The 25,146-nt window shown below is 42.8% G+C and carries 17 protein-coding genes and 1 riboswitch; of the genes, 8 read left to right on the forward strand and 9 right to left on the reverse strand.

The window, feature by feature from the left end; translation table 11 throughout:
* The first annotated feature begins 7 nt into the window (after window positions 1–7).
* The 5 genes from AAEZ02_RS13675 to AAEZ02_RS13695 all read left to right on the forward strand — a co-directional run bounded on the left by AAEZ02_RS13675 (window position 8) and on the right by AAEZ02_RS13695 (window position 6,113).
* On the forward strand, window positions 8–1,375 hold the full coding sequence (locus tag AAEZ02_RS13675) for an alkaline phosphatase (RefSeq protein WP_351123644.1): 1,368 nt from the start codon (window positions 8–10) through the stop codon (window positions 1,373–1,375).
* An 87-nt stretch (window positions 1,376–1,462) separates the two neighbouring features.
* Window positions 1,463–2,500, forward strand: a complete 1,038-nt coding sequence (locus AAEZ02_RS13680) for a methyltransferase (protein WP_351123647.1) — start codon at window positions 1,463–1,465, stop codon at window positions 2,498–2,500.
* Window positions 2,501–2,685: 185 nt separating this feature from the next.
* Window positions 2,686–4,353, forward strand: a complete 1,668-nt coding sequence (locus AAEZ02_RS13685) for a flagellar assembly protein A (protein ID WP_124014145.1) — start codon at window positions 2,686–2,688, stop codon at window positions 4,351–4,353.
* A gap of 36 nt (window positions 4,354–4,389) precedes the next feature.
* Window positions 4,390–4,761, forward strand: a complete 372-nt coding sequence (locus tag AAEZ02_RS13690) for a DUF4144 family protein (protein ID WP_124014144.1) — start codon at window positions 4,390–4,392, stop codon at window positions 4,759–4,761.
* A gap of 215 nt (window positions 4,762–4,976) precedes the next feature.
* On the forward strand, window positions 4,977–6,113 hold the full coding sequence (locus tag AAEZ02_RS13695; RefSeq protein WP_101032906.1) for a site-2 protease family protein: 1,137 nt from the start codon (window positions 4,977–4,979) through the stop codon (window positions 6,111–6,113).
* Between the two features lie 159 nt (window positions 6,114–6,272).
* Here the strand turns inward: AAEZ02_RS13695 and AAEZ02_RS13700 are convergent, their stop codons facing one another.
* The 3 genes from AAEZ02_RS13700 to AAEZ02_RS13710 all read right to left on the reverse strand — a co-directional run bounded on the left by AAEZ02_RS13700 (window position 6,273) and on the right by AAEZ02_RS13710 (window position 10,138).
* Window positions 6,273–7,388, reverse strand: coding sequence for a succinylglutamate desuccinylase/aspartoacylase family protein (locus AAEZ02_RS13700; protein WP_124014143.1), 1,116 nt, complete (start codon window positions 7,386–7,388; stop codon window positions 6,273–6,275).
* A 319-nt stretch (window positions 7,389–7,707) separates the two neighbouring features.
* Window positions 7,708–9,114 carry a lysine-sensitive aspartokinase 3 gene (gene lysC, locus AAEZ02_RS13705; RefSeq protein WP_267898630.1) on the reverse strand — a complete coding sequence of 469 codons (1,407 nt, stop codon included), beginning with the start codon at window positions 9,112–9,114 and terminating at the stop codon, window positions 7,708–7,710.
* A gap of 134 nt (window positions 9,115–9,248) precedes the next feature.
* Window positions 9,249–9,421, reverse strand: a riboswitch (Lysine riboswitch).
* A 273-nt stretch (window positions 9,422–9,694) separates the two neighbouring features.
* The gene (locus tag AAEZ02_RS13710) at window positions 9,695–10,138 is read right to left on the reverse strand and encodes a DUF3293 domain-containing protein (protein ID WP_101032908.1); all 444 of its coding nucleotides are present in this window, start codon (window positions 10,136–10,138) and stop codon (window positions 9,695–9,697) included.
* A gap of 675 nt (window positions 10,139–10,813) precedes the next feature.
* Here AAEZ02_RS13710 and arcA point away from each other — a divergent pair.
* Complete coding sequence (arcA, locus tag AAEZ02_RS13715) at window positions 10,814–11,530, forward strand: two-component system response regulator ArcA (RefSeq protein WP_101032909.1); 717 nt, start codon at window positions 10,814–10,816, stop codon at window positions 11,528–11,530.
* A 104-nt stretch (window positions 11,531–11,634) separates the two neighbouring features.
* Here arcA and AAEZ02_RS13720 read toward each other — a convergent pair whose 3' ends face one another.
* Window positions 11,635–13,938, reverse strand: a complete 2,304-nt coding sequence (locus AAEZ02_RS13720) for a S9 family peptidase (RefSeq protein WP_351075602.1) — start codon at window positions 13,936–13,938, stop codon at window positions 11,635–11,637.
* Window positions 13,939–14,106: 168 nt separating this feature from the next.
* Between AAEZ02_RS13720 and AAEZ02_RS13725 the strand changes: the two genes are divergently transcribed.
* Both AAEZ02_RS13725 and AAEZ02_RS13730 read left to right on the forward strand, forming a co-directional pair.
* Complete coding sequence (locus tag AAEZ02_RS13725) at window positions 14,107–15,099, forward strand: class 1 fructose-bisphosphatase (RefSeq protein WP_351075605.1); 993 nt, start codon at window positions 14,107–14,109, stop codon at window positions 15,097–15,099.
* Window positions 15,100–15,305: 206 nt separating this feature from the next.
* Entirely contained in the window at window positions 15,306–16,493 is a 1,188-nt protein-coding gene (locus AAEZ02_RS13730) for a tetratricopeptide repeat protein (protein ID WP_351123651.1), read from the forward strand.
* Window positions 16,494–16,634: 141 nt separating this feature from the next.
* On the opposite strand, the gene AAEZ02_RS13735 is transcribed toward AAEZ02_RS13730, so the two are convergent.
* From AAEZ02_RS13735 to AAEZ02_RS13755, 5 genes are all read right to left on the reverse strand, one after another.
* Window positions 16,635–17,894, reverse strand: a complete 1,260-nt coding sequence (locus AAEZ02_RS13735) for a dicarboxylate/amino acid:cation symporter (protein ID WP_124014140.1) — start codon at window positions 17,892–17,894, stop codon at window positions 16,635–16,637.
* Between the two features lie 317 nt (window positions 17,895–18,211).
* Window positions 18,212–19,198 carry a DUF7281 domain-containing protein gene (locus AAEZ02_RS13740; RefSeq protein WP_351123654.1) on the reverse strand — a complete coding sequence of 329 codons (987 nt, stop codon included), beginning with the start codon at window positions 19,196–19,198 and terminating at the stop codon, window positions 18,212–18,214.
* A 20-nt stretch (window positions 19,199–19,218) separates the two neighbouring features.
* Window positions 19,219–20,439 carry a phosphoenolpyruvate carboxylase gene (locus AAEZ02_RS13745; RefSeq protein ID WP_101032915.1) on the reverse strand — a complete coding sequence of 407 codons (1,221 nt, stop codon included), beginning with the start codon at window positions 20,437–20,439 and terminating at the stop codon, window positions 19,219–19,221.
* Window positions 20,436–21,089: a hypothetical protein gene (locus AAEZ02_RS13750; RefSeq protein ID WP_124014137.1), complete on the reverse strand. Its 654-nt coding sequence runs from the start codon at window positions 21,087–21,089 to the stop codon at window positions 20,436–20,438. Before AAEZ02_RS13750 ends, AAEZ02_RS13745 begins: the two co-directional genes overlap by 4 nt.
* A complete protein-coding gene (locus AAEZ02_RS13755) occupies window positions 21,089–24,823 on the reverse strand; it encodes an ATP-binding protein (protein WP_351123658.1) in 3,735 nt (1,244 codons plus the stop codon). Before AAEZ02_RS13755 ends, AAEZ02_RS13750 begins: the two co-directional genes overlap by 1 nt.
* Window positions 24,824–25,146: the final 323 nt, after the last annotated feature.

Here is a 25,146-nt window from a genome sequence, read left to right on the forward strand (position 1 = left end):
ATTAATCATGCATTTTCTATCTACCTACCAACGAATAATTAGCAGATTATTATTGGTCTCTAGCTTGGTCGTAACGGGTGCAATAGCTGATGAAGTCGTTATTTCGCCTATTGAGGCCAACACAACCAGTAATAATGTGCCGACTGTCGGTCCATCAAGACCGACAAATATTGTTATTATGATTGGCGATGGTATGGGACCTGCTTACACCACGGCCTATCGTTACTATAAAGATAACCCTGAGACAGAAGAGATTGAACAAACGGTTTTTGATCGCTTACTCGTTGGTATGGCAAGCACTTACCCTGCTTCTGTCAGTGGTTATGTAACCGACTCGGCGGCATCGGCAACCGCATTATCTACCGGGGTCAAAAGTTATAATGGTGCTATTGCCGTTGATACCGAAAAACGCCCACTGACAACCTTAATGGAAAGAGCAAAAGCATTAGGCTTGTCAACTGGTGTAGCGGTTACCTCCCAAGTAAACCATGCTACACCTGCGGCATTTCTTGCTCACAATGAAAGCCGGAGTAATTATATTGATATCGCACAGGCTTATTTAACCACCGATGCTGATGTCATCCTTGGCGGTGGCCAGCAATATTTCACCCCAACATTGCTTGAACAGTTCACCGCTAAAGGTTACCAACACATTAGTGAACTCTCCCAACTTGATTCGGTTCATCACCCGAAAGTATTAGGGCTATTTGCCGATGTACAGTTACCTTGGGGGATTAATGATAAAAAAGCGCATAAGCTCAGTCATATGACGCAAAAGGCACTCGATTTACTGTCGCAAAATAAGCATGGTTTTGTGTTATTAGTAGAAGGCAGCTTAATTGATTGGGCGGGTCACAGTAACGATATTGCTACCGCGATGGGTGAAATGGATGAATTTGCAGCCGCGATTGAAGTGGTTGAACAATTTGTTCGTCAAAGTAAAGACACCCTGATGGTTGTGACAGCCGATCATAATACCGGTGGGTTGTCAGTGGGCGCACACGACAAATACGAATGGCATCCTGAAGTACTGCATAAGGTTCAAGCTAGCCCAGATATGATTGCCACGCGTGCTATTGCCGCAGAGGATTGGCAGACCATAACCGCAACACTATTGGGGTTTACCCCAAGCGAAGTAGAATACACTCAATTGCAAACTGCACGTATGCAAGGTAATGAGCCACTTGCTATTGCACTGCGAAAATTAATTGATATTCAATCTAATACCGGTTGGACAAGTGGCGGCCATACCGCCATGGATGTTCAGGTATTCGCAGCGGGCCCCGGCGCCAGATTGTTTAGTGGCCATCAAGACAATGTTGATATAGCCAATAAAATGTTTAGCTTATTACCACAATCGGTACAAACGCCTTAATTGCTGCCTAACACAATCCCCGCTATCAAAGTGGGGATTGTGTTAATATCAGCAGGTATTTTATCACTAGCATTATGAGCAACCAACGTGTTAACAAATCCTTCTCAAGCCTTAATTAGAAACAGCAAATATTTTCATCAACATAATGTGTTAGTGCTCAACTATGAAGCTGATACTTTTGCGCATCAATGTCTTGAGTTTGCAGAGAATGTCACTGCCCTAGCGCTGGATTTTAATCATCACCTAACATTGTCATCCTATGCTAATAATAAATTGCAGTGCTATTTTGGCCATCAACTGCCTGACTCATTAGTTGATACAAAATTTGACACGGTTATTATTTACTTTGCAAAAGCTAAACCGTTAATGGGTTACTTACTGCAACTTGCGGCGCAGCATTTACGTATCGACGGCCAATTAATGATTGTGGGTGAGAATAAAGGTGGGATTAAATCAATTGATAAACTCACGCCTGATTATTACTCCCCCCCCATCAAACAAGATAATGCCCGTCATTGTTTAGTGTATGTCAGTTATTTAACTCAAGTAGCACCCAGGCTATCAATCAGTGATTGGGTAAGCCAATATTCATTAGATACACCACAAGGTAAACTGCAAATTTGCAATGTGGTAGGGGTCTTCAGTGAAAAGCGTCTCGATCAGGGCACCGAACTATTACTGTTGCATTTACCAAACAACTTGCACGGCAGAGTCCTCGATTTTGGTTGTGGTGCAGGGGTCATTACGGCGGCATTGCTAAAAGCCAATCCAAAGCTAGCCATGGAATGTATTGATATCAATGCGATGGCATTGCTGTCGTGTGAATTAACCCTTGCAGCCAATAATATGCACGCAAAAATCTATCCTTCCGATGGGTTTCATCAGATCGACGGCCAATTTGACGCCATTATCTCTAATCCACCGTTTCATGATGGTTTGGCCAGCACTACCGACATTGCTACCCAGTTTGTTAAAGCCAGCGCAATCAGTTTGGCGCCTAAAGGAGTCTGGCAAATTGTTGCTAATCGCCACCTGCCCTATGCTGATACCATTGCGACTCATTTTGGTAAAGTGAATGTGTTGGCTGAAAACAATAAGTACAAATTATATTTCCATCAACGTTAATCCCAAGATCGAACCTCCCGTGACACAGCTTCAGTTATGGACAACAAAGCTAGCTTACTGCTGGAAATGGAGATTAAAATCGGCTAAATTTACTGCAAGGTAAAATAGTGAACATTTTTGAATTTATGTCGTTACTATTTTATTTCCAGTATTGATCTGATATAAAAATAACAACAAAGGATGCTATGTTAGAGCCTTCACTAATCGCACTAAGCGCAGATAAAAGTAAAGCCGAATTACGCATAATTCCCAATACTCATGGTCCCGTGCTAGAAGAGGATATCAACGCCTTACTAACACAGGCAACTTTTGCAATGTTGTTTCCCATTGCCCCTGCCATTAATAAAGCGGTCACTGAAGTCAATGCGCTTTGCGGCCAAAATCTAGGGGATCACGAACTGTTTTTTGCGATAGCTGAACGTAAAGATGGTGCAGTGGACATCAATATCAATGACGATAAAATGCAAGCTAGTATGAAAATCACCTCAGCTTGGGGCGGTAAAGACATCACCCTATCAGACGTACTTAATACCCTCAAAAATCAAAAAATTAAAATGGGCTTAAGTAAACCTAACATTATGGGGTTAATGCAACGCTTATCGATTTTACCACCAGGGGAATGCTGTGAGGGCGTTATCGCCTGCGGTAAAGCGGCAGTGAATGGCGAAAATGCCACATTAACCCGTAAGGTAGCTCTGGCGCGAGAACGTTTATTACAACCTCAAGAACGTGAAGACGGCTCGGTCGATATGCGTAATTTAGGCGCATTAATTACCGTTAAGCCCACCGATATATTAATGATTAAGACCCCAGCAACCACTGGTAGCCCAGGATTCAATATCCATGGTGATGTACTGCAACAAATCACAGGTCAAGACAAACCCATGGAGCCCGGTACAGGCACCGGCTTACACCCTAAGGATCCAAACAAACTCATCGCCACAGTTCCAGGCCAACCGGTTGAAAACCGTCAAGGCATGCAAGTCGACGATATACTGCAAATTAAAGATGTTGATGTTCGCTTTGGCCATGTGAATTTTAAAGGTAGTATTTTAATTACCGGCGATGTGCATGAAGGGATGGAAGTCAAAGCCAGTGGTGATGTTACCGTCATGGGGTTTGTTGACTCAGCCACCATTGAAGCGCAAGGTGACGTTATTGTCAGCAAAGGCATCATTGGTCGGTTAATTAAAGACCAAGAGCTCAGTACCAAGATTACCGCCACCGGCCAAATTTGTGCCCAATTTGTACAATATTCTCATCTAGAAGCACAGGGCAATATTTTAGTCACTAAACAGTTGTTACACAGTCATTCAACGTCAGGAGGCTGCATTACCGTCAGTGATGCTCAATCACGACGCGGTGACTTAGTCGGCGGTAAAGCCACCGCGGCAAAGGGGATTAGGGCTATTGTGCTTGGCGCTAAAGCCAGTACCAAAACCGAACTATTTTGTGCTATGCATCAAGGTGAACTAAAGCTACAACTCAAAGAACTGGATGCCGGCATCAAAGGCATGGTTGTCGCCGGATTAGAACTCGAGGCCAGACTGCGTAAATTGCCCCCCAAAGCTGAATGGCAAAGTGATGCGGGTATGGTAGAGCAAGTCAAAATGATGCTTGACCAAAAGAAGCAGATGACCGAGGAGCAAACAAAGGAAGAAGTAGAATATAATCAAAATCTTATTGAAGTAGAAAATTACTATAATAATTACTTTATCAAAGCAGAAAAATACATTTTTAATAACGTGGAAATTCATATTGGCAATGCGTTTAATCGCACCCAACGCGAACATGCCTCATGTGTTGTTAAAAATGTGAATCAAGAAATTTCATACGATTACAGCAACCGTTAGCAGATTAAACCAACCCACATTGATTTACAGGTAACTATGCAACACATACATTGGCCCGCCATACTGCAATTTGATCAAGATGATGAATTAATGTATCTGGCAAACCACCAAGACTGGTTAAGCTTTATTTGCGCCAATCAATTTACCGTCTGCTTGCACGATAAACTGATCGACACCGCAGGTTGCATTTACCACATTGAAACCGCTGAACAAGTCGACGTTGCCAACAATAATGTGGCACAACTCCCCTACTTGGTGAAACAAGACCAGCAAATGAACGTACTGCAAATGTTGCCTCTTGTCCGTCAATTTGGCCAGTTTCAAGGCCATTGTTGCAGTGCAAAGATAATCTTTACGACCGTTGAACAAGGTATCGCCACCGTTGCCGAATTAGAACAGCTTTATTAAAAGCGTGACTTCCGCTTTAGATAACAGCCCATATCACAGCGTTTTTACTGTTATCAACCTTAACCTTACCGACGTAATGCTTAGCTTAATCACTCAGTCATAAACCTAAGATTAAAATTAAGATTAACGAATATAATTGTCGAACCCATTGAGCTAGTGACATCGCTCTGGCAAAATGCCCGATGCTCAACGTCCATAACCCCAGAGAATCCTTAATGGAATTATTAAATATTGAATGTCTAGGTAAACGTCTGCGATTAGAAGGCTCGATTGCGGGTTGGCAGCAACTTTATTGGGACAATCAACTGGTATCGCAAAAGTCTGCGAGTGCTTCCGACCAAGCCTTTCATATCCATTCATTTGAACTGACAACGCACACATCCGTCCCGACTGAAACCAATACTAACGATGACGAAACCGTTAAGCCAAGTATTGGTTCACTTCCAGTACGATTAGAAATCGATGTTAACTGGCAGCCATTCCAGCTTGATTACTGCTTATTAATTGATGATGAAACCATCACCCAAGGGCAAAGAACCGTTGAAGAGATTGAACGTCAAACCCCTGAAGTCGCCGCGGTAAAAACTCAAAAAATCAGTGTTGTTGGACTTGCATCATTAGGTTTTAAACTGTTAAAAAGTGCCAAAGTGGTTAAAGTCCTTTTTGCTGGAGCTAGTGTTGCAGCCTATTCTTGGCTATTTTCATTTCAATTTGCCTTAGCACTCATCGGTTGCTTAATGTTCCATGAATACGGTCATATTCGAGCAATGAAGCATTTCGGTATGAAAACAAAAGGTATCTATTTAATCCCTTTTGTTGGTGGCTTAGCGTTAAGTGATGAGCGGATCAACACCCGTTGGCAAGACGTGTATATTTCAATTATGGGCCCCACTTTTGGGCTGATTTTATCAATTATTTGTGTCGGACTTTATTGGATAACAGGTAACATATTCTTTGCTGGGTTAGCGGCATTCAATGCCCTGCTAAATCTATTTAATTTACTGCCCATTTTACCGCTTGATGGCGGCCATATTCTGAAAAGTATTAGCTTCTCCATGAACAGCTTAATTGGCCTGGTCGCCTGTGCCGCGGGTGCCGCTATAGGGGTCTTTATCAGCTATAGCTTAGGCTTAGCGCTTCTCGGCTTTTTGCTGCTTATTGGCAGTATCGAAATCATTGTCGAATGGCGTGGACGCCACCAAAGCCATTTATTACCCTTAGATCGTTACGGACAAATTTTCTCTACCGTATGGTATTTGCTCACAGTGGCAAGCTTAGTAGGTATTATTTGGTACTTTGCCGCTTCAGGCGACGAGATGTTGGCCATTCCACTGCAGATTTTAGGCAGCTAATTAACCGCCCATATAATGAGTTCCTATTACAACGTTTCTATTTCAGAGAACTCAAAACGGATAATAATAATGCCTGCAATATGCAGGCATTATTATAGCTGTTTTACAAAGCAACACCGAGAGGATTTAGTATCAAAACGGGGGGTTGATAACATCACATTAGTGGGTTATCGAAAACACCTTGGTCATCACCTTATACAGTTCAGTCCCTTGGTGAACTGACGCTGAAGCAAAGTGTAAAATTGGCACGCAATCCATGGGTAAACTAATGGCTTGATAAGCCTGTTCAGTGCCATAAAGATCAATGCGTAAAATATTCACCAATGGTTGCCCTGCTGCTAACGGCTCACCCAGTACCGCGCGATATTCGATTAAACCAGCTTTAGGTGCATGAAACTTTTTGTAGTCACATAAGTAACAACCAAATCGAGGCATATCTGCTGGAGTGACTTTTTCAGCAATCACACCACGATAACTTAAATAAGCCAATATGCCTTTGGCATCTTCTAACGCGTCGGCTAAATCAATTCGTTCTTGACTGGCGAGCTCTAAGGTAAATGCAGACACGGGTACCGAAAACTCACGACCTTGGCTCGCGGCATATTCGGTTAACTGCCACCATGGACAAAACGTGGCTTCATCCATCGCTCCGCCAAAACTATTAGGCATAATCAGCGTGTATGGGATCGAAAAAAATCTCGCCGCATCCGCATCATACTCAGGGCAATACAAATGCTTGCACGACTTAGGCCCAGTATGTAAATCAAGCACTATATCTGCTTGATGTGCCATGGTTTGTAAACTCACAGCCAACCGATGACCGGTAGAGAGCCCAAAAGGGAGCTCCAATCGAGCCTGACAAGCTCCAACCAACATTGAACGATAAGCCTGAAACAGTTCATTATCGTTTAAATGTTGATGCTCGGTATACCAAGCTTGCACCTTGATGTTGTGATCAAAATACTCTCGGTTCCAATTCACCCCAGTTATCGGATCAAACCGTCCTAAGGTAAACTCACCACTCTTTTGATTAATCCCTAATGGATTGGCCAATGGCGCAAGCGTAATATCACCTAGTACTTGATAACCTTCTAACAAGGTCATCAGTTGATAAATCACTGCATTTCCCTGCACTTCGGCACCATGAACATTGGCCTGAATATAAACGCTGGGCGAAAACAACTCACTGCCAGAGAATGTATATAACGGCACGGTCAATGCTTGCCCCGTCGCCAGTTCTCCGACCTGCACTGACGATTGTATTGCTTTAGTCATATGATGATACCAATCTCATTAAATATCTGGTCAGTTCAGAGTCTCTCAGGTTTTTCAATTCAAGGCGCATTGATGTAGAAATGGTTGTTCCCTTTTAAATCGATGCAACACAGAAGTGGAATACCTGAGAGACTCCATTCTGGCGGGTTTCAAAGTACTTTATGCTTCGTTAGATATTTTCAAAATACGACGGCATGGATGCTGGAGGTAGAGTAACGCAGGAGCTTGTTACCGAGAATAACTATTCGCTTCAATCATCTGCCTTGCCTACAGCACTTTGAACTCCCGCTGAAAGATCGCATATTTAATAGGATTGGTATTACTCAAACAGATTTTGATGCAAGGCATTAACCACTTGCGCCGCTTCCGACTCTGCCACTAGGACACATAAATTATGTGGGCTGGCGCCTTGGCAAATCATCCTTACATTATGGTTTTCCAGCACCTTAAATACGCGACTACAAACACCCGCAGTCGATGCAATACGATTACCTATAATGGCGATTAAGGCTAAGTTCTCTTCGACGCGAACACCACAATGCTGCGATAACTCTTGCAATAATGACTCACTTAACAAGCCGTGTCCGCTCGAATCAGAACCGGTTTTATCTAAGGTCAATGCCACGTTAACTTCAGAGGTGGTAATGAGATCCACCGAAATTTTATGTCGAGCTAAAGTCGCAAACGTTTCTGCTAAAAAACCCTGAGCATGTAACATTTGTAAGCTATGCAAGTTAAGTAATGTTTGATCGCGGCGCAATGCCACAGCTCTAAATACTGGGGTATCGTCTACTTGATGGCGGATCCAAGTTCCGCCCATTTCAGGGGCTTTACTTGATCCCACAAACACCTGAATTTTTTGTCTCACAGCCGGTAAAATGGTGGCGGGATGCAATACTTTAGCGCCAAAGGTGGCCATCTCAGCCGCCTCATTAAAGCTAATTTCGGCAATGGGACGCGCATTAGGGGCAAGCCGTGGATCAGTGGTATAAATACCGGCGACATCGGTCCAAATTTCAACCGCTGTGGCACGGAGCGCTTCAGCCAGTAATGCCGCCGAATAATCACTGCCACCACGGCCTAATGTTGTGGTTCGGCCACTGTCATCAGCTCCAATAAATCCTTGGGTGACAATGATATAACGAGCAAGTAAGGGTTTTAAAAAATCACCAGCAAGCGTTGAAATGACTTCAATCTGTGGTTCTGCACGGCCAAAATAGCTGTCGGTACGCAGCACCTGACGCACATCGAAATGATTTGAAGCGGTGCCTTTTTCCCGAATAACCGCTGAAAATAAAATCGATGAACATTGCTCACCCGTTGACAGCAATTCGTCCATAATCGCTTTGCTGCGATCAAGTTCTAACGATTCACTTAATACTGACATTCGGCTCAGAATTTTATCAATACTGGCCGCCACGTCTTGTGGACGGCCTAATTCATCGAGAATCGCATATTGAATTTGAGCAATTTGCTTAAGGAGTACTAGTCGTCGTTCATCGTTGACATTAGCTTGAGTCAGCTCAACTAATAAATTGGTGACACCACTGGAGGCACTCACCACCACGAGACGAGTGGCTTGGTTAGCCAAGACAATATTGGCACAACGACTCATAGAGGCGTAATCAGCAACCGACGTACCGCCAAATTTGGCTACGACTAATTCTGATGTGGCTATTTCAGGCACCACGGTTTCAAGAACAACAGTTTCAGAGATAATGCTCATACTGATGCCTCCGCAGTTTGCCAAAGACTAGAAAATAAGACGTGATTTACTAACATGATATACGCTCCGAACACACTACGTTCGAAGAGCCTGGTGCTAAGATAACGCACCCTTATAGAAGGGAAACAGCAATCATCACCAGAAGCTCTCCACCAAAAAAAGGTGACAATCGTTAGGATTCAGCCTAAACGACCGATATCAATGTTCGCCAAACAAACTGATACCTCGGCGCTAATCTCCATCATAAGTTGTCATCGGACTGGCATCCTCTCACTTACTACCTAGTTAACGCTCCTCTTCTGTTTCTCCCGAAGGAGAGCTGTTGAAAATAGCAACAAATGCCCTAACAAGTCAATCAACAAACCCAGTAAAAAAACACTGTTTTGATAAAAATATCTTTGTTGTTAGATAATCTGTCGTAGCGATAGCGGATCTGTCATTGTTCTATATTAGAAAAAAGCCAATATATACGCAAAAAAAACCAAATAACGCAATTAATCGAGACAATATATATTTTATTGTCTCGATTAATGACTCAAAACATTCAGTAGCGATTAAGCGCTCTAAATTAACCCAGCGCTCATCCAGTATAGAAACTAATCTCTGGCAGTTCATTAACCAGCCGTAATCGCTGATTAAATGCGCCCATTTCAACGTCAGGTTTGATGGTATCAAGACACGCAACCAGAGATATCAAACCTTGATTAACGTAATAAATTGCATGTTGATTAAACTCTCTTCCTAGCTCAACAGCCTGTTCTTTATCAATAAAAACTGCCCAGCTTTTTTCCATATGTGACCAATCAGCGGCCGCACCGATTAAGGCACGATAGGGCCGATTATACTGTTGGATTTTAGATTGAAGCTGATGATCAAGTAAACGATTTTGACTCGGTGAGAGGCTAGTCCCCCGGGGGTTATGAGCGGTAACTATAGCAAATGGGAAATCATTAGAAAGGCGTTGGGTGAACAAAAAATGAGTCGTTTGATATTCATACCACAATGTATCGATAACATTTTCCATAATATTTTTTCGTTAATTAAGCCAAAATGAGTCTAACAATTAGGTTAGATATCGAAAAGATTTGCGATCTAATCACCAGTTTAATACTTAAAAATCATTTATTATTATCAACTTAGTAATATTAATCTTTTATATACTTGACTGTTATATTAATTTTTTAACATTTAATTTGTTAACAAATGCCTAAAACGAGTACAATAGCATCACGCACTATTAAATCATTGTAGCAAAGTTGGCTACATACACCTGAAAATCTCAGCATATATTGTTGTGAGCGTGAAGATTTATTGATGTAAAGTTTACAGTCGTACTAAATTTGTTCTACATTTGATAAAACATTAATACGATTAAATAAGTTTGCGACAGGAAGGAACTATCTTTCTAAATGGCATTCATAGTAAGTAAGCCTAGGTGCAACAAATTTTACACCACTTTTTACACCATCATGCATAAGTGTAAACGCGTACCTTAGCGTAATGGCAATTAGTTAACGCAAGCAGACTCAGTAACCCGCATTAAGCGTTACGTCATCGAGTTTATAGAGAGTGTTTAATTCAGGGTAGACATAGATAAACACCCAAAAATATCGGAATAATAGCGCATATGTTAACGCGCTATTGCAATCTATTAGCACACCGTGGCTAGAATCGAATTTTATAAAATCAGGTATATATTATGCAAAATCCGCACATTTTAATTGTTGAAGATGAAGCAGTAACTCGTAATACATTGCGCAGTATTTTTGAAGCTGAAGGCTATGTTGTCACCGAAGCCAATGACGGCGCAGAAATGCATAGAGCCATGCAAGAAAACAAGATAAACCTTGTTGTTATGGACATTAACTTACCAGGTAAAAACGGCTTATTATTAGCACGTGAACTACGTGAAATTAATAACATCGGTCTTATTTTCTTGACCGGTCGAGATAATGAAGTTGATAAAATTTTAGGGCTTGAAATTGGTGCAGATGACTATATCACTAAACCATTCAACCCTCGCGAATTAACGATCCGTGCCCGTAACCTGTTAACTCGCGTTAATAATGCGGCGGCGGAAACCGAAGAAAAAGGTTCTGTTGAGTTTTACCGCTTTAACGGCTGGAGCCTAGAAATTAATAGCCGCTCTTTGGTTACTCCACAAGGTGAATCTTACAAGCTACCACGCAGCGAATTTCGTGCGATGCTTCATTTTGTTGAAAATCCAGGCAAGATTTTAACTCGTGCTGATTTACTGCTAAAAATGACCGGCCGTGAGTTAAAACCCCACGACCGCACTGTTGATGTGACGATCCGTCGTATCCGTAAGCACTTTGAAAGCTTACCTGACACGCCAGAAATCATCGCGACTATTCACGGTGAAGGCTATCGTTTTTGTGGCGACTTAGAAGCTTAATCCGCTTAAGTTAACCGTTTAAGTTAACCGCAATAAAAAACCAGGTGGGTCTCACCTGGTTTTTTATTGTCTGCTTTTTAGCTAATCATTTAAAAATATATCGCTTATTTTAACTGTTGATCTAAAAATGCCGCTAATGATTTATACAAATGATTACGTACTTTCTCACCGCGCATTGAATGCTTAGACCCCGGGTAATCCATCATCTGGAACAATTTACCTTCATCTTGTAATGCCTTATACACTCGAGTGCTGTTTTCAAACAGTACATTGTCATCAGCCATGCCGTGATACATCAATAAGCCCGACTGATAATCTTTGACGTAAGGTAAAATACTGCTGGCGTCGTAACCTTGTTTGTTGGTTTCTGGGTTGCCCATATAACGTTCAGTGTAATGGGTATCGTACAAACGCCAATCGGTTACGGGTGCCCCCGCTATAGCGGCTTTAAAATAACCTGGCGCCTTAAACTGACTCATTAACGCCATGTAGCCGCCATAACTGTGGCCATAAATGGCAATGTTATCACCATCAACGAAAGGTAAACTGCGTAAGTAATCTACCCCGACCTTTTGGTCACTCACTTCCGCATCACCCATATTTTGATAAATCACATGCTCAAATTGAGTACCACGATGAGCCGAACCCCGGTTATCTAACTGGAATACAACATAACCTTGCTGCAGTAAATACTGAGTAAAATAATCCGCTTCGCTCCAGCTATTGACCACTAACTGCGCATGCGGCCCACCGTATACCCTGACCACAACCGGATACTGTTTAGCTGCATCAAAAGGAACCGGTTTAAATAATCGATACTGCAGTGCTTGGTTATCTTCAGCGGTTACTTGACCAAACTCAGGCATTTGCCATAAACCCGCATAATCATACAGAGGATGGTTGTTATCAATTTCATTTTGCTCAACCCAAGCTAACTGCTTGCCAGTATCATTGTGTAAACTTATTTGTGGCGGTTGCTGTAAGCTACTAAAGTAATCTAAATAAACCGGCTTTTTATCCGCAAATACTGCCTCATGCATACCTGATGCTTGGCTAATTCGCTCAATGGAGTCCATACCTTGTTTCAAGTTAACCCGATACAAATGACGCTCGACCACGCTGTTTTTACGACCGCTAAAATATACCCAGCCCGTGGCTTCATCGACAAATTCAAGCGCATCGACCGCCCAATCACCTTGGGTTAACTGTTTAAGTTGCTTACCTTGTAAGTCAAATAAGTACAGGTGATGAAAACCATCACGTTCAGAGCCCCAAATAAAGGCCGATTGTTGCTTGAGAAAGTGCAAGTCATTGTTTAGGTTAACCCAAGCGTTACTGTGTTCTTCGATCACCGTTGTTACTTGTTTCGGTTTGGTTATCGAAGCTATGCGTAAGTCCAATGTTTGTTGATCGCGGCTTTGCCATTGAAATGACACCCGTTGACTGTCTGGCAACCAATCAACACGAGGTAAATACATGTCTTTTTGTTTGCCTAAATCAATCCAGTTTATGCTTCGATCTTTTAAGCTAACCACTCCCAACTCAATCTCAACGTTAGCTTTGCCAGCATAAGGGTAACGCTGATCGGTTAATTTAATACCGTCGGCATAAATTTCATTACGGGTCACTAACTCAACACCCGTTTCATCGATTCGAGTAAAGGCAATAGCAGACTCATCGGGCGCCCACCAATATCCTGTCATGCGATCCATTTCTTCTTGGGCGACAAACTCTGCCATGGCATTTTTAATCGGCCCTTTACCATCGGTCGTTAACGCACTGACTTTGTGTGTGTCTAGGGCTAATATAAATAAATTTTGATCGCGTACAAACGACACAAAGTGGCCTTTAGGTGACAAACGCGCATCGGTGGCAAAGCCTGCTCCAATGGCTAATTCAACCACGTTATTCGTTGGAACATCAAATAAGTACAATTTACCCGCAGCCGGAATTAAAATATGTTGGCTGTCTTCAGACCAAAAATACTCCATGATCCCTTGGCCATAAATACGTTGGCGCTCACGGCGAGCTTTCTCTTCATCAGACAATTCCCCTGCGTCTAATTGTTCCGCATTAATCAACACGCTGCGCTTACCTGTCGCGATATCCATTTGCCATAAATCATAGAAATGCTGGTTATCAGCTCGACTCGATAAATAAGTCACCCGCTTACCATTAGGTGACAAGGCTAATCCACGAGGACTTGAACCTGCTAATGCCGGTGACGCATGAATACGCTCAATGGTCAGTGGCATATTATTACCTGGTATCGCAGTCAATGTCGCGGTGGTAGATGAGTTCATAATGCTGCCTTTAACGTTTGCTGTTACTGAAAAAACCGGGCTGGAAAAAAGAAGTGGCACGACAGATACTGCCGCTAAAGCATGATGCTTCCATGTTGTTGTCATTATTATTAATCCTTGGGCAATTCAATCCGCCCACATTTTGCCTTAATTTGCTCTAAAACCAAAACCCGACACAACAATCGCTGAAATTAGCGCTATTGTGGGGTATGATTTGCTGCATAATAATGTACAAAATCGACCTTAAACCTCACACATGTCATAGGAAATACCATGCAGACTTTGGCACAAACCCTTAGCGCACAATCCGTAAACTCGTCTTTAACCCAATTATTATTCACCTTAGCGGACACCTCAAAAGCCATTAGTGTTGCGGTTCGGCGCGGCGCCTTAGCAGGCGTTTTAGGCGCAACCGATCAAGAAAACGTTCAAGGCGAAACCCAGAAAAAACTGGATGTGATCACCAATGACATGCTTAAAAATGCTCTCAAAACCGATGGCCATGTTCGCGGTTTAGCCTCAGAAGAAGAGGATTACGTGGTTGAAGTTAATACTCAAGGTGAGTACCTAGTGTGTTTTGACCCGCTCGACGGCTCGTCAAATATTGATATCAATTCACTCGTCGGCACCATTTTCTCGGTATTACCCGCACCCGCTGGAGAGTTAAATGAGCAAAGTTTTTTACAAGCTGGGCGTAAACAAGTGGCAGCGGGTTATGTATTGTATGGCCCATCAACCATGATGGCGTTAACCACTGGCCAAGGTACTCAGTTTTATACTCTCGATCCCGACAGCCAAGAATTTTTACTGACCGACGATAACGTGCAGATCACCCCAGACACGGCTGAGTTTGCCATTAACATGTCAAACCAACGTTTTTGGGAAGCGCCAATACAAACCTATATTGCTGATTTGTTACTCGGGGAAATAGGCCCACGCGAGCAATCGTTTAACATGCGTTGGATTGCGGCAATGGTCGGTGATGTGCACCGAGTATTGTGCCGTGGCGGTATTTTTACCTACCCTACAGATAACAAAAATCCAGCCAGACCATTCAAATTGCGCTTAATGTACGAAGCGAACCCAATGGCGTTACTGGTTGAGCAAGCTGGCGGAAAAGCATCAACGGGTTATGAAACCATTTTGGATATTCAGCCAACGGCAATCCACCAGCGTGTTGCGGTAATTTTAGGCAGTGCCAACGAAGTCGATACTTGCTTAAGCTACCACGGTATTGATTACAGCGAAGAGCCATCAATTGATTAATTAAGTATGTTGTAGAAAAACCGCCTGTTGGCGGTTTTTTCATTTCTGCGCTGCAGTTGAACTCATTGATGATCTGACTGAAGCGAATAAACACAGTTAACCAAAATACAAATTTGAATCATTAGGCAAGAGTAAAGAAGCATTTCTTTACAATAACTTAAATACCCACTACGTTATTGAAAGGGTATTAATAAAGGACTATAACGATGCCGCCCGCCAGATCATCGAATAAAAATAAATATATTGCGGCGGTTTTACTTTTACTGCTTATTAGCATGAGTGCTTATGCTTATCTGATGCCCACTAAAGCCCCAGCAATAGAAACTGGCACTATTTTAGTGCTTCCAGTGCAACTGGCAACAGGCAGCACAGACTCGCAATGGAATCCCTATGCCGCGATGGATGTGCTTATCAATCAGCTAAATGTCGGTGTTAGTTACCCATTACTGCAAACCGAAGATATTATCAATATCATCTCGCTTATCTCTAATGATCACTTGAGCCAAGCTGTCGATATTAAGCAATTAATGGCCGTCTCCGGCGCGGGATTAGTGATTGAATCCCGTATTACCAGCGCCAATAATCAATATCAATTAGCGTTTACATTACATCAGCAGCATCATACAGAAGCGGGCGTCGTTAACGCTTCAAGTATCGAGCAAGCTATATTAGCAACATCAAGCTTGATTACTCAGCAGCTCAATCCACAACACAACCCACAACACAATAAGACAGCAACTCAATACCATTCACGCTATAGTACACCGCTGTTGTTCAGTGCAATGACACAGCTACAACTTGGTGACACTAAGGCTGCTGAGCAGCACTTATCCAAGCTCATACACTCCACACCCGACAACTTAGTTGCCATGCGTCTACTGGCCAGCATCCAATTGCAGCAACATCAATATGAACAGCTTAATACCACATTGATAGCAGCAATCGACCAAGCTACACATCAGCAAGATGAGCGAGAGCTAGCCAGACTCAGATTGTTATTAGCGCAAAGCTACACCGAAACCGACAGGATAGAACAAGCATTAGGCGTACTTACCATTGCAAAAACCAATGCTGCTAAAGTGAAAGACTGGCTAACATTGGGCTATATTTCACAGCTTGCAGGCATGATAAACCAGCGCATAGGTCGTAATGATAAAGCCAGGGAGCAGTTTAAAAAAGCCATTGAATATCATCAAATGATGAACTATCCCATCGGGCAAACACAGGCGTTGAATGAATTGGCAGAACTTGAGGTGATTGAGTTCAACTACCCACAAGCTTACCGCTATATTAATCGCTCTTATGAACAAGTTGCTCATCGCGGTTTAGATAATTTAGAAAAGTCTACATTCAAGATTATGACCAAGATAGAAAATAAAATGCAGCATAGATAGCATCTACTATATTCGACACAACAGGTTCGTAAACATAAGACCTTAAACATAACACTTTAAACATAACACTTTAAACATAACACCTTAGACATAAAAATGGCCTGCTATGCAGGCCATTTTATTAATACAGCTAAACGAATCTTATACTTTCTCAGCTGCAATTTTTGCAGTCTCAAGCTGATGCGCTTGTTCAGTTTGATCGACAATGGTTAATACCGCAGTATCACCAACCACGTTACATGAGGTTAATACCATATCGATAATACGATCTAATGCCGCGACAATCACAAATGCCTCTACTGGTAAGCCTAATTGGTAAATCAGTACCCCAATCATCACCATACCACCACCAGGCACACCACCTGCACCCACTGACAATAAAAACACACTAAACAGTAACGACGGGATTTGATCATTGCTGATTGGCATACCAAAGGCGTTAGCCACAAAGAATATCGCAATAGTAATGTAAATCGACACCCCGCCCATGTTCATGGTTGCACCCAGTGGCACACCAAAACCAGCCACCGCTTGACTCACACCTAGCTTGTCAGTAAGGGTACGCATGGTTACCGGAATAGTGGCGTTTGAGCTAGCGGTAGACAATGAGAATAGTATTTGTTCTTGGGTTTTTTCTCTGAACGTTTTCGCTGAAATAGGGGTGAATAGGCTGACAGCAAATGGATATACGATAAAAATCCAAATCAATAATAGGGCTAAAATAAGCACTAAATATTCAACAACACTGACAAAAATTTCAGGTTCTAAGGTTGCACCTAATTTAAACATCAAGGCAAATACCCCGTATGGCGCTAAACTCATTACCACCGAAATTAAGCGCATCATGATTTTATTGGCAGTTTGAAACCCTTTTACCGCCCCCTCAACGGAATGCCCCAATGATTTGATCACGCCGCCTATTAATAGCGCCATAAAAATCACTTGCAGCATATTGCCAGAGGTGAAGGCTGAAAAAGGATTATTTGGCACTATACTGACAATTAACGACATTAAATCTGGCAGTTCTGTCGCGGTAATATCCAGCGAACCGCTGCTCGACATATCCACCCCTTTACCGGGTTCAAATACCATCGCGACGGTAAATGCAGCTAAAATGGCTATCATGGTATTGATAATATAAAAGCCAAAGGTTTTACCACCTAAACGGCCAAAGCTTTTTAAATCTTGTAACTCACACACACCGCAGACAATACTCACAAACACCAGTGGGACCACTAGCATCATGATCATATTGACAAACATAGTGCCGACACCACTTGCCAGACTCACTAATGTGCCACCAAAAAAAGCATTATCGGCTAATAAAAACTGCACAATACTGCCAAGCACAACCCCTAGAAATAGACCGATAAAGATCCGTGCTGAAAGTGATTTTGTCATTTTTTTTCCCTTCGAAATGCAACATCGGTTGCTATTTATTATTATTGCACCCAATCCTAGGTGTGTTTTATTATTCGAGCGCAGTGATATTGAGACATTGACACCGATAATTCAATCATCATTAGAACAAAGCTGACCACTTATACTCTGTATTAATTGAACACACCCACAAAGAGCATAATAAACAGAATGTTGACTATGATAAAACCTTGAATGATGAGTGTTGAACTGTGGTAAAAACCCACTTAACACAAGTTCAATGGTGCTTAATTAGTGGTGAGTACTTAATGGCTGATGGTCAACAATGATCATAGCGGCTAAAAGTGCAGTAACGACAATACGAGCTTTTTTGCTTGCATGTGCTGTTGCTTAATACTGACGTGATAACGCACAACCCAAGCTACTAGCTGGTCCCAATCCGCTGATAAACCTATGGCGTTGGCAGTATCATCATAGGTCAATGAGCTAAGCGAATGTTGATGTGATAAAGGCGGTTGATGAGTATGTGTCATCGGCGCCACATTGTTGTTAGCGGCCAATATCTTGGTCAGATAAGCTAACTGACGATGCTGCTTATGAAAGTCTGCCGTTGAATTAATTTGCGGCAACGCCAATAGTGTCGCCGGTGCACGGAGGGCTAATTGAGGCACAATGAGACGTTGGCAATGATCTAGGGTGTTGGCGATCATTAACCCAGCGGGATCCAAGTCGGTAAAGGCAATCACCTGTATTTTTGTCGGGTTAATTAAGTGTAAAAAGCGCTTTCGCCCTGCGGGAGAATAGTGATGGCTACCACGATATAACACCATACTATTGTCGATGATTGTCTGTAAATCTGGCGCAAATGAATAGCCAAACAGGTTATCAAAGCTGTCGAGGTTTTCGACCACAATAAGATTAGCGATATTCAGTCGCTGGCAAAGTGCTAGTGCACTATCGACTTTTAATCGCAGTGAACAATTATGCATCATCATTAAGTCGACCGCTGGATCAGCCACTAGGGCTTGAGCAATCCTAGAGGAAAGTTTGATTAATACGTAATCGGCTTCTGGGCTGATATTTGCGTATTTTTCATTGGCACTGTGGTGTGACATCTGCTGGCGGGCCATATCAAAATCAAGCGAGAGAATATCTAAACCCGAATCAATTTGAGCCATTTCACGCAGTAAAATATAATCGCTAGAGGTTAAATATAGGTGTTTTTCAGCGCCATCTGGCTCACCTATTTGCCACAGATGATATAACGTCTTCCAACTAGCATTGAAAGGCACACGCGGCAAACGTTGCTTTGCAGCGCGGGCCATTATGTGTAACTGACTTTTAGTTATGCTAGCCAAAGTTCAACATCATGAATAATGAAGTTACCGTTATACACAGGATCGGGATTACCTATGGGTTCGAGCTCAAAATAATTTTTATGCTCTTCAGCTAAACCGTCATAACCACCAATAACTTGATACAGCCAGCTTTCGGCGTCCCATTCGAGTTGTTTTTCAGTCAAATAACTTAAGGCTGATTGACGTAATCCTGAATCAATCACTTCACAGAAATATTCATCTACGGCTATTTTAAGTGGGTTTTCTGGGATATCAAAATCCTCACTGTCGCCCATCTCAAAGGTAACATTGTGTTCACGCAGCTCGGCGGGCAAGGCGTCACGGCGAATGGCTTTAACTTGTGCCACCAAACTCATCATTTCAAGTTCATGATGTGGATTAGCAACATCGACACTAGCAGGGGCTATGAGCGCTTCAGCACAATTAAATAATACTGGAACCACTTTATGAACCACATGATTTTCGGGCTGATAATCAGGGTGTAAATCGTTATGTAACAACCAACCTTTGAGTAACCGAGTCCGTCCCTGAATTTGCCTAAATCGCCCAAGTAACTCATACAATCTCGCTTGGACAATACTCAACTCTTGGGTACATTGACTTAAGGTTTCTTGCAAACTGGTCATCAGTAAGCGGCGCAGTTCGCGAATATCACCAGCGATTTCGCCTAACTCGCTAAATTGAAACATCTCTAAGCCGTTTAGCAACTCTGAAACTTGGCTTTGGGCTAATTCGTTTTCACGGATTTTCGCAGTAATGGTGCCAACATAACCAAATTCGTTGTTAATTCGACTCCACAAGACCCGGATCGAATAACGTAGACTGTCGGTAAAGCTGTACACATGTTCATTTAAATCAGCTAAATAGGCTTCCGCAGCACTGAAATCCACATCACGGCGGGCTTCTTTATAATGATCGGCTAAGGTTTTTATTGTCGCCAGTGCTGAGCCAACGTTGGCATCAATCTGCCGATTACGTTCATCGCTTAAGGCTTCTTCTAATAATGCCCGCACCGAACGCTTTAAGCGCAGTTCTTGATCGGGTTCTGGGCGCCATAAAATGCCATTTTTTTTCAGTTTATCGATAACATTTGCATCATGAGCGGTGTCATTAATCGATCCCGCTAAATATGCGTCCATGATGACATCGGCATGCCGCCCGAGTTGTTTGAGCAGCTTTACCCCAGCTTGGTGTAAGTTGCTGCTCATATTAACTCCCTTTGGGTCGAGGTTTCGGCCTGAGATTCAAGACTTAAGCCTTCTGTTTCATCAATAAAGCGGATCACTTCGTATAAATAATCTAACTTGCCAGTGGCAATATAAATCTGCTTTTCACTATTGGGTTTGGTTAAATAACCTAGCTCCACTAACCGTTTAAACACCAATTTAATTTGACCATCAACGTTAGTGCTTATTGAGCCAAATAAACGATAATGGCTCAATTTAGTTAACTGCTCTCTAAAGGCTGGCGTATCCTCGATACGCGCTTGTAAATCGGTTAAGCGAATAGGCGCGCCTTCGCTCAGCGGTGCATCTTGGCCACTGGCTTCTTGCACTAATACTAGCCATTCCACTAAGGGAATAAGTCCTGAGCAAATGTCTTTAAATTGCGATGAAATAACTTTGCGCTCAGCCTCTCCTAACTGCAAATAGCCGCAAAAAAATACCTCACCTTCGCCAGCACTGCCAATGGTACGATTAATTTGGTTAAGGTAGGTTTCCACTCGGTCACGAGTACTATTGTTTTTAAGCGCACGCCAGCCATCTTCATTGGTTACTCGGCAAATAAATTCACCTCGTAATAATTGTTCTATTAACGCACCCGTCCCTACTAAGGTAGTTTCAGTCGATTCAGACATTAGATGTGCTCCTTGGCAGTGTCGGCACTATTGGTGTCAGTACTGTTCATTTCAATGCGAGTTCTGTCAGCATTCGCGCTACGCTGCGACAAACGCGCAGCTAATGGGTTGGCTTTGGGTTTAACTACTTGCAGTTTTTTAGTTTGTTTATTAATGATGTAACGGTTGGCAAACAGGTTTAGCACTTCGGACTCTGGGTTAGGGAACGCACCCAATACACTGATGTTATTGTTTTCACAGGCATCGAAGATTTTTTTCACGTTGGTGTGATGCAAAGTCCCTAACTCATCGATTGGCCAATGAATGGTCACATTGGCTTTGCCACGCAATAAACGAGTAAACGCCAATAAGAATTTACATAAAATCAAGTATGCCATACCGTGGCTAGACGACTCGTTTAATTGGCGATCGGTGCGAATAATTAAGTCGCTGTTACCTTCTTTTAAACGCAATTCAATTTCTAACAGTTTAGCAATGCCGCCGGTTAACGCTGCGCGGCCAATAATCTCTAACGCACGGCGCATTGAGTTAGTGTAGTGCTCGTCCGGTAGTTGGCTAAAACCATCTGCTTTCCACGCTTTAAAGGCTTTAACAAACACTTCAAGTTCAGGCCAAAACTCAAGTTCACTAATACGTGAGCGAATGCGTACCGCCGATTCAGAGATCCCATCAAGGAACAATTCTTCACCCACTTCACGGGTAATACGCGCACTTTGGCTGGCAATACGGCGATCGATATCCGTTAATACATCATAAAAAGCAGCAAGACTAATACCGAAGTTACGCCCTTGATCGCGGATAGTCCTTAATGACTGTGGCACCATTACATTCAATAATTGTCCGAGTTGGGGTACCAACTTACGGTAGTCGAGCAGGCGAATACCTTTGTCGTTGACAAAACTAGACTCATCACGGGCACGTTCCCAAAACTCCGCTAAACTTGAGCCTGATTTACTGGCAATGACCGAGTCAAAGTGATCAACATACTGTTTCACAGAGCCCATTAAGTAATCACGTTTTAGCAATAAATCCTCGCCTTGGCGTAAACGTTCACCAATACTGCCAGTAGCGTCATCATTATTGGCGGGTAATTTGAGCTCAGCTAACTTGCGCATTACCGCACGCAGCTTGGTGAGATTTTCAGACGCCTCAACTTGGGCGGCATCACAGGCTTTACGTTCGGTTTCTAAGCTGTCACGACGGTGTTTGATTTCAGTCGTTTTCGCTTTTAGCAGTTGCTCCAATTCCAGCGTTGCTCGCTTAACATCGGCTAATTGAGTTTGCACTTTAGGCTTTCGAACTAGCCAGGTATGTTGATACCAATCATCAAAACGCAGTACATCACTGCGACGCTGTTCGGCGTGACTAATATTGGCTTCAAGATCGCGAATTTGTTTTTTCAACGCCAAAATGGTGCCTTCATCAACACCACGAGACTTAAGCTCATTTTTATACCAGGTTTCACCGGCTTTTTGTTCGGTTTTAGCATTCGCACGGCGTTGTTCAATATTGGCTTTAATTTGCCCTAATTGATTATCAATGGCGCCGACAACCTCTTGCCAATAAGCATTTTTTTCCATTCGCGCTTCAAGCGCCTGCTCTTTTTGCTCACTTAACCAACCAAGATGTTGATTGCTAAGTAGCTTGAGTTCGTTATCAAGTTGCACTAATCTTTTGTTCGAATCGATTTTACGATCTGCAACAGCTTGATTGATTTTTTGTTGTTCGTTGCGTTTTTCATCAAACAGGCGGCGTAAGTCTTCACGGCTATTTTTGTAGGCCGTGCGGGCAAAGGTGAGCTCGCGAGTGATGCTATCAAGTGCCGCATTCATGGCAACCAGTTGATCTTCCGCTTCGGCATGCATTTCTTTTGCACTTTGCAGTGCTTCTTCAGCCTTGGCTAGGCGAATACGTAAGTCTTGCTCTGTGGCAGCGTACTCTGGCACATCAATGGCTTTAAGATCGAGATTGACCCCAAATAGCGCTTCACTGCTGTCTTTGGTTAAACTTGGGTGTAGGTCACTACGATGTAACAGCTCTGGCGCGATAACTTTACCAAAGGTGTGCTCCCAACCGTGGGCTTCTTTGCGCAAAAACTCCAACAAGGTATGCGACTGCGGGAACAACATATGGTGCAGTTCTTCTTTGGCATTTTCTCTATCACTGACGCGAATACTGGAGATGCGCAGTGCTTCGTTGGCTTGGTCGCGTTTGGCCCGTTGTTTACGTTCTTCTGTGGTTAAGCGGTCGACTTTTTGGTTACAGGTTTCTTGTTCTTCATCGGCTAAACTAATGCGCTCATCGAAAATTGCTAAGCGCATTTTTTCATCTTCAGTGTAGGTAACCCCAGCCACTTGATGTTTCAACTCTGCTGCCGTTAATTTGAGTTGATATTCTTGTTCGCTAAACTTAGCTTTACCCGCATCGGTTTGCTCACGCCATTGCAGTTCTAACTTAGCAAGATAGTCATTAGCAAGCTCGCGCTGCTTATCTCGCGCTTCACGTTGAGTGTCTTGTTCAAGATGTAACACTTCAAGTTCACGATGCAATTGTTCAGCTATTTTGCTACGACGCGAATTAAAGGCGGCTTCAATATCTTGGTGTTTTTCGGTTTGTAATTTATGACGCTCATTAAGGTTTTCAACATCACTGCGCCAATTAGGCAGATTATCTAAATCAGCTTTGGCTTGTTCAATGTCAGCATCTAAAAAAGCGCCATGCTGGTCTTCAATAGTATTGAGTTCATCTTCAAACTTGCCAGCGTCGCCTTTTGCTGCCGATAACTCTTGGTTTAACTCATCACGAACCTCTTTCCACTCTTCATCTAATAAACGTAACTTGAGGTTTAATTCTTTGCCATGAGATTGGTTGCCTTCTTGACGCTCAGCTTCAAGGGTTTCATCACTTCGATAGCCGCGGGATAAACTGGCTAAGCGTAATTCGGTACTTAATAGCTGATCAAATTCTTGTTCGAGCTTGTCGTATTCTGGACGGATTTGTTCAAAACCTTGCACCAGTTGGCTTTCACGGATCCAGATTTCAACATGCTGAGGATTAAGATGTGACGTGGGTGGATTAACGCCATCTTCTTCTAAAATGGCGGCGATCATTGATTTAACCGTTTCCATTTTACCCTCTTTCGAGTGCACGGCTTTGGCTAATTTTTCAATATGACGCAAGCTATGATCGCCGTCACACAGCGAAAATTGACGTGCGTAAGTCCGCAGCTCATTGCGGTTACTGCCGGTATTTAACAAGCTACGATCGTTTTGAATGATCGCGCGGAACTCTCGGGTATTTAATAGGTTAGTATGAGCAATGCCATCACGTTTTACTTCGCGACCTAACTCAGCCATTGAGTGACAAATAACAGTATCGCCATTACGTGACTTAATGTAATGCTCTAGTTCAAATCCTCGCGCAATAAAGCGGTAATTGACCCCTTTACCATCGCCAGCAGAAGCTAAAACAGCTTGATAAAGTAAACCGTCATCTTTTTGATATTCATAGATAATGTAGCTTGAGTCATGGGGTAAATACCAACGTTCAAAACTGTCACGCGTTGACGGCACCACACGGCTTGGATACTCGCCATAAAATACCGGCACCAAGCGTTGTAAGGTTGTTTTACCTGAGGCATTGGTACCACATATATTGGTGTGACCCTTTAATAACAGTTCGACAATACCCGGTAGGTGGGTATTAATTAACACGATTCTAATCAAGCTTGGCATGATAATCCTTTTCCAAACAGCTCACATTGCAGTGACGAAGAAGCAAAATAGGGCTGAAAAAAATAACGTCTATTTATTCAATTTACGTAAAGTAAAACAAACGCAGGCTGGAGGCAATTTTCAACGACAGAAATTGGCTTTATAATACGCTAAATAATTCAAAAATGACGGCTAACAATTCAGCAAATAGCCAGAAACTGTCGATGGATAATAACTGTATTCTCTAGGGTAACAGCAACAGCGCTGAGCAGAAGACTTTTGGGGCAAGGAATAAACACAAATACGCACAGATTTCTCCCCGGGTATTATCTATGCTACTGCGC

It is taken from the genome of Shewanella sp. T24-MNA-CIBAN-0130, assembly GCF_040310185.1.
GTDB classification, from domain to species: domain Bacteria; phylum Pseudomonadota; class Gammaproteobacteria; order Enterobacterales; family Shewanellaceae; genus Shewanella; species Shewanella psychromarinicola.

What these genes read in the sequence shown, in the direction of transcription:
- AAEZ02_RS13675 (WP_351123644.1), top strand. Translation starts at nt 8, where the DNA reads ATGCATTTTCTATCTACCTACCAACGAATAATTAGCAGATTATTATTG.
- AAEZ02_RS13685 (WP_124014145.1), top strand. Translation starts at nt 2,686, where the DNA reads ATGTTAGAGCCTTCACTAATCGCACTAAGCGCAGATAAAAGTAAAGCC.
- AAEZ02_RS13690 (WP_124014144.1), top strand. Translation starts at nt 4,390, where the DNA reads ATGCAACACATACATTGGCCCGCCATACTGCAATTTGATCAAGATGAT.
- AAEZ02_RS13695 (WP_101032906.1), top strand. Translation starts at nt 4,977, where the DNA reads ATGGAATTATTAAATATTGAATGTCTAGGTAAACGTCTGCGATTAGAA.
- AAEZ02_RS13700 (WP_124014143.1), bottom strand. Translation starts at nt 7,388, where the DNA reads ATGACTAAAGCAATACAATCGTCAGTGCAGGTCGGAGAACTGGCGACG.
- lysC (WP_267898630.1), bottom strand. Translation starts at nt 9,114, where the DNA reads ATGAGCATTATCTCTGAAACTGTTGTTCTTGAAACCGTGGTGCCTGAA.
- AAEZ02_RS13710 (WP_101032908.1), bottom strand. Translation starts at nt 10,138, where the DNA reads ATGGAAAATGTTATCGATACATTGTGGTATGAATATCAAACGACTCAT.
- arcA (WP_101032909.1), top strand. Translation starts at nt 10,814, where the DNA reads ATGCAAAATCCGCACATTTTAATTGTTGAAGATGAAGCAGTAACTCGT.
- AAEZ02_RS13720 (WP_351075602.1), bottom strand. Translation starts at nt 13,938, where the DNA reads ATGACAACAACATGGAAGCATCATGCTTTAGCGGCAGTATCTGTCGTG.
- AAEZ02_RS13725 (WP_351075605.1), top strand. Translation starts at nt 14,107, where the DNA reads ATGCAGACTTTGGCACAAACCCTTAGCGCACAATCCGTAAACTCGTCT.
- AAEZ02_RS13730 (WP_351123651.1), top strand. Translation starts at nt 15,306, where the DNA reads ATGCCGCCCGCCAGATCATCGAATAAAAATAAATATATTGCGGCGGTT.
- AAEZ02_RS13735 (WP_124014140.1), bottom strand. Translation starts at nt 17,894, where the DNA reads ATGACAAAATCACTTTCAGCACGGATCTTTATCGGTCTATTTCTAGGG.
- AAEZ02_RS13740 (WP_351123654.1), bottom strand. Translation starts at nt 19,198, where the DNA reads ATGGCCCGCGCTGCAAAGCAACGTTTGCCGCGTGTGCCTTTCAATGCT.
- AAEZ02_RS13745 (WP_101032915.1), bottom strand. Translation starts at nt 20,439, where the DNA reads ATGAGCAGCAACTTACACCAAGCTGGGGTAAAGCTGCTCAAACAACTC.
- AAEZ02_RS13750 (WP_124014137.1), bottom strand. Translation starts at nt 21,089, where the DNA reads ATGTCTGAATCGACTGAAACTACCTTAGTAGGGACGGGTGCGTTAATA.
- AAEZ02_RS13755 (WP_351123658.1), bottom strand. Translation starts at nt 24,823, where the DNA reads ATGCCAAGCTTGATTAGAATCGTGTTAATTAATACCCACCTACCGGGT.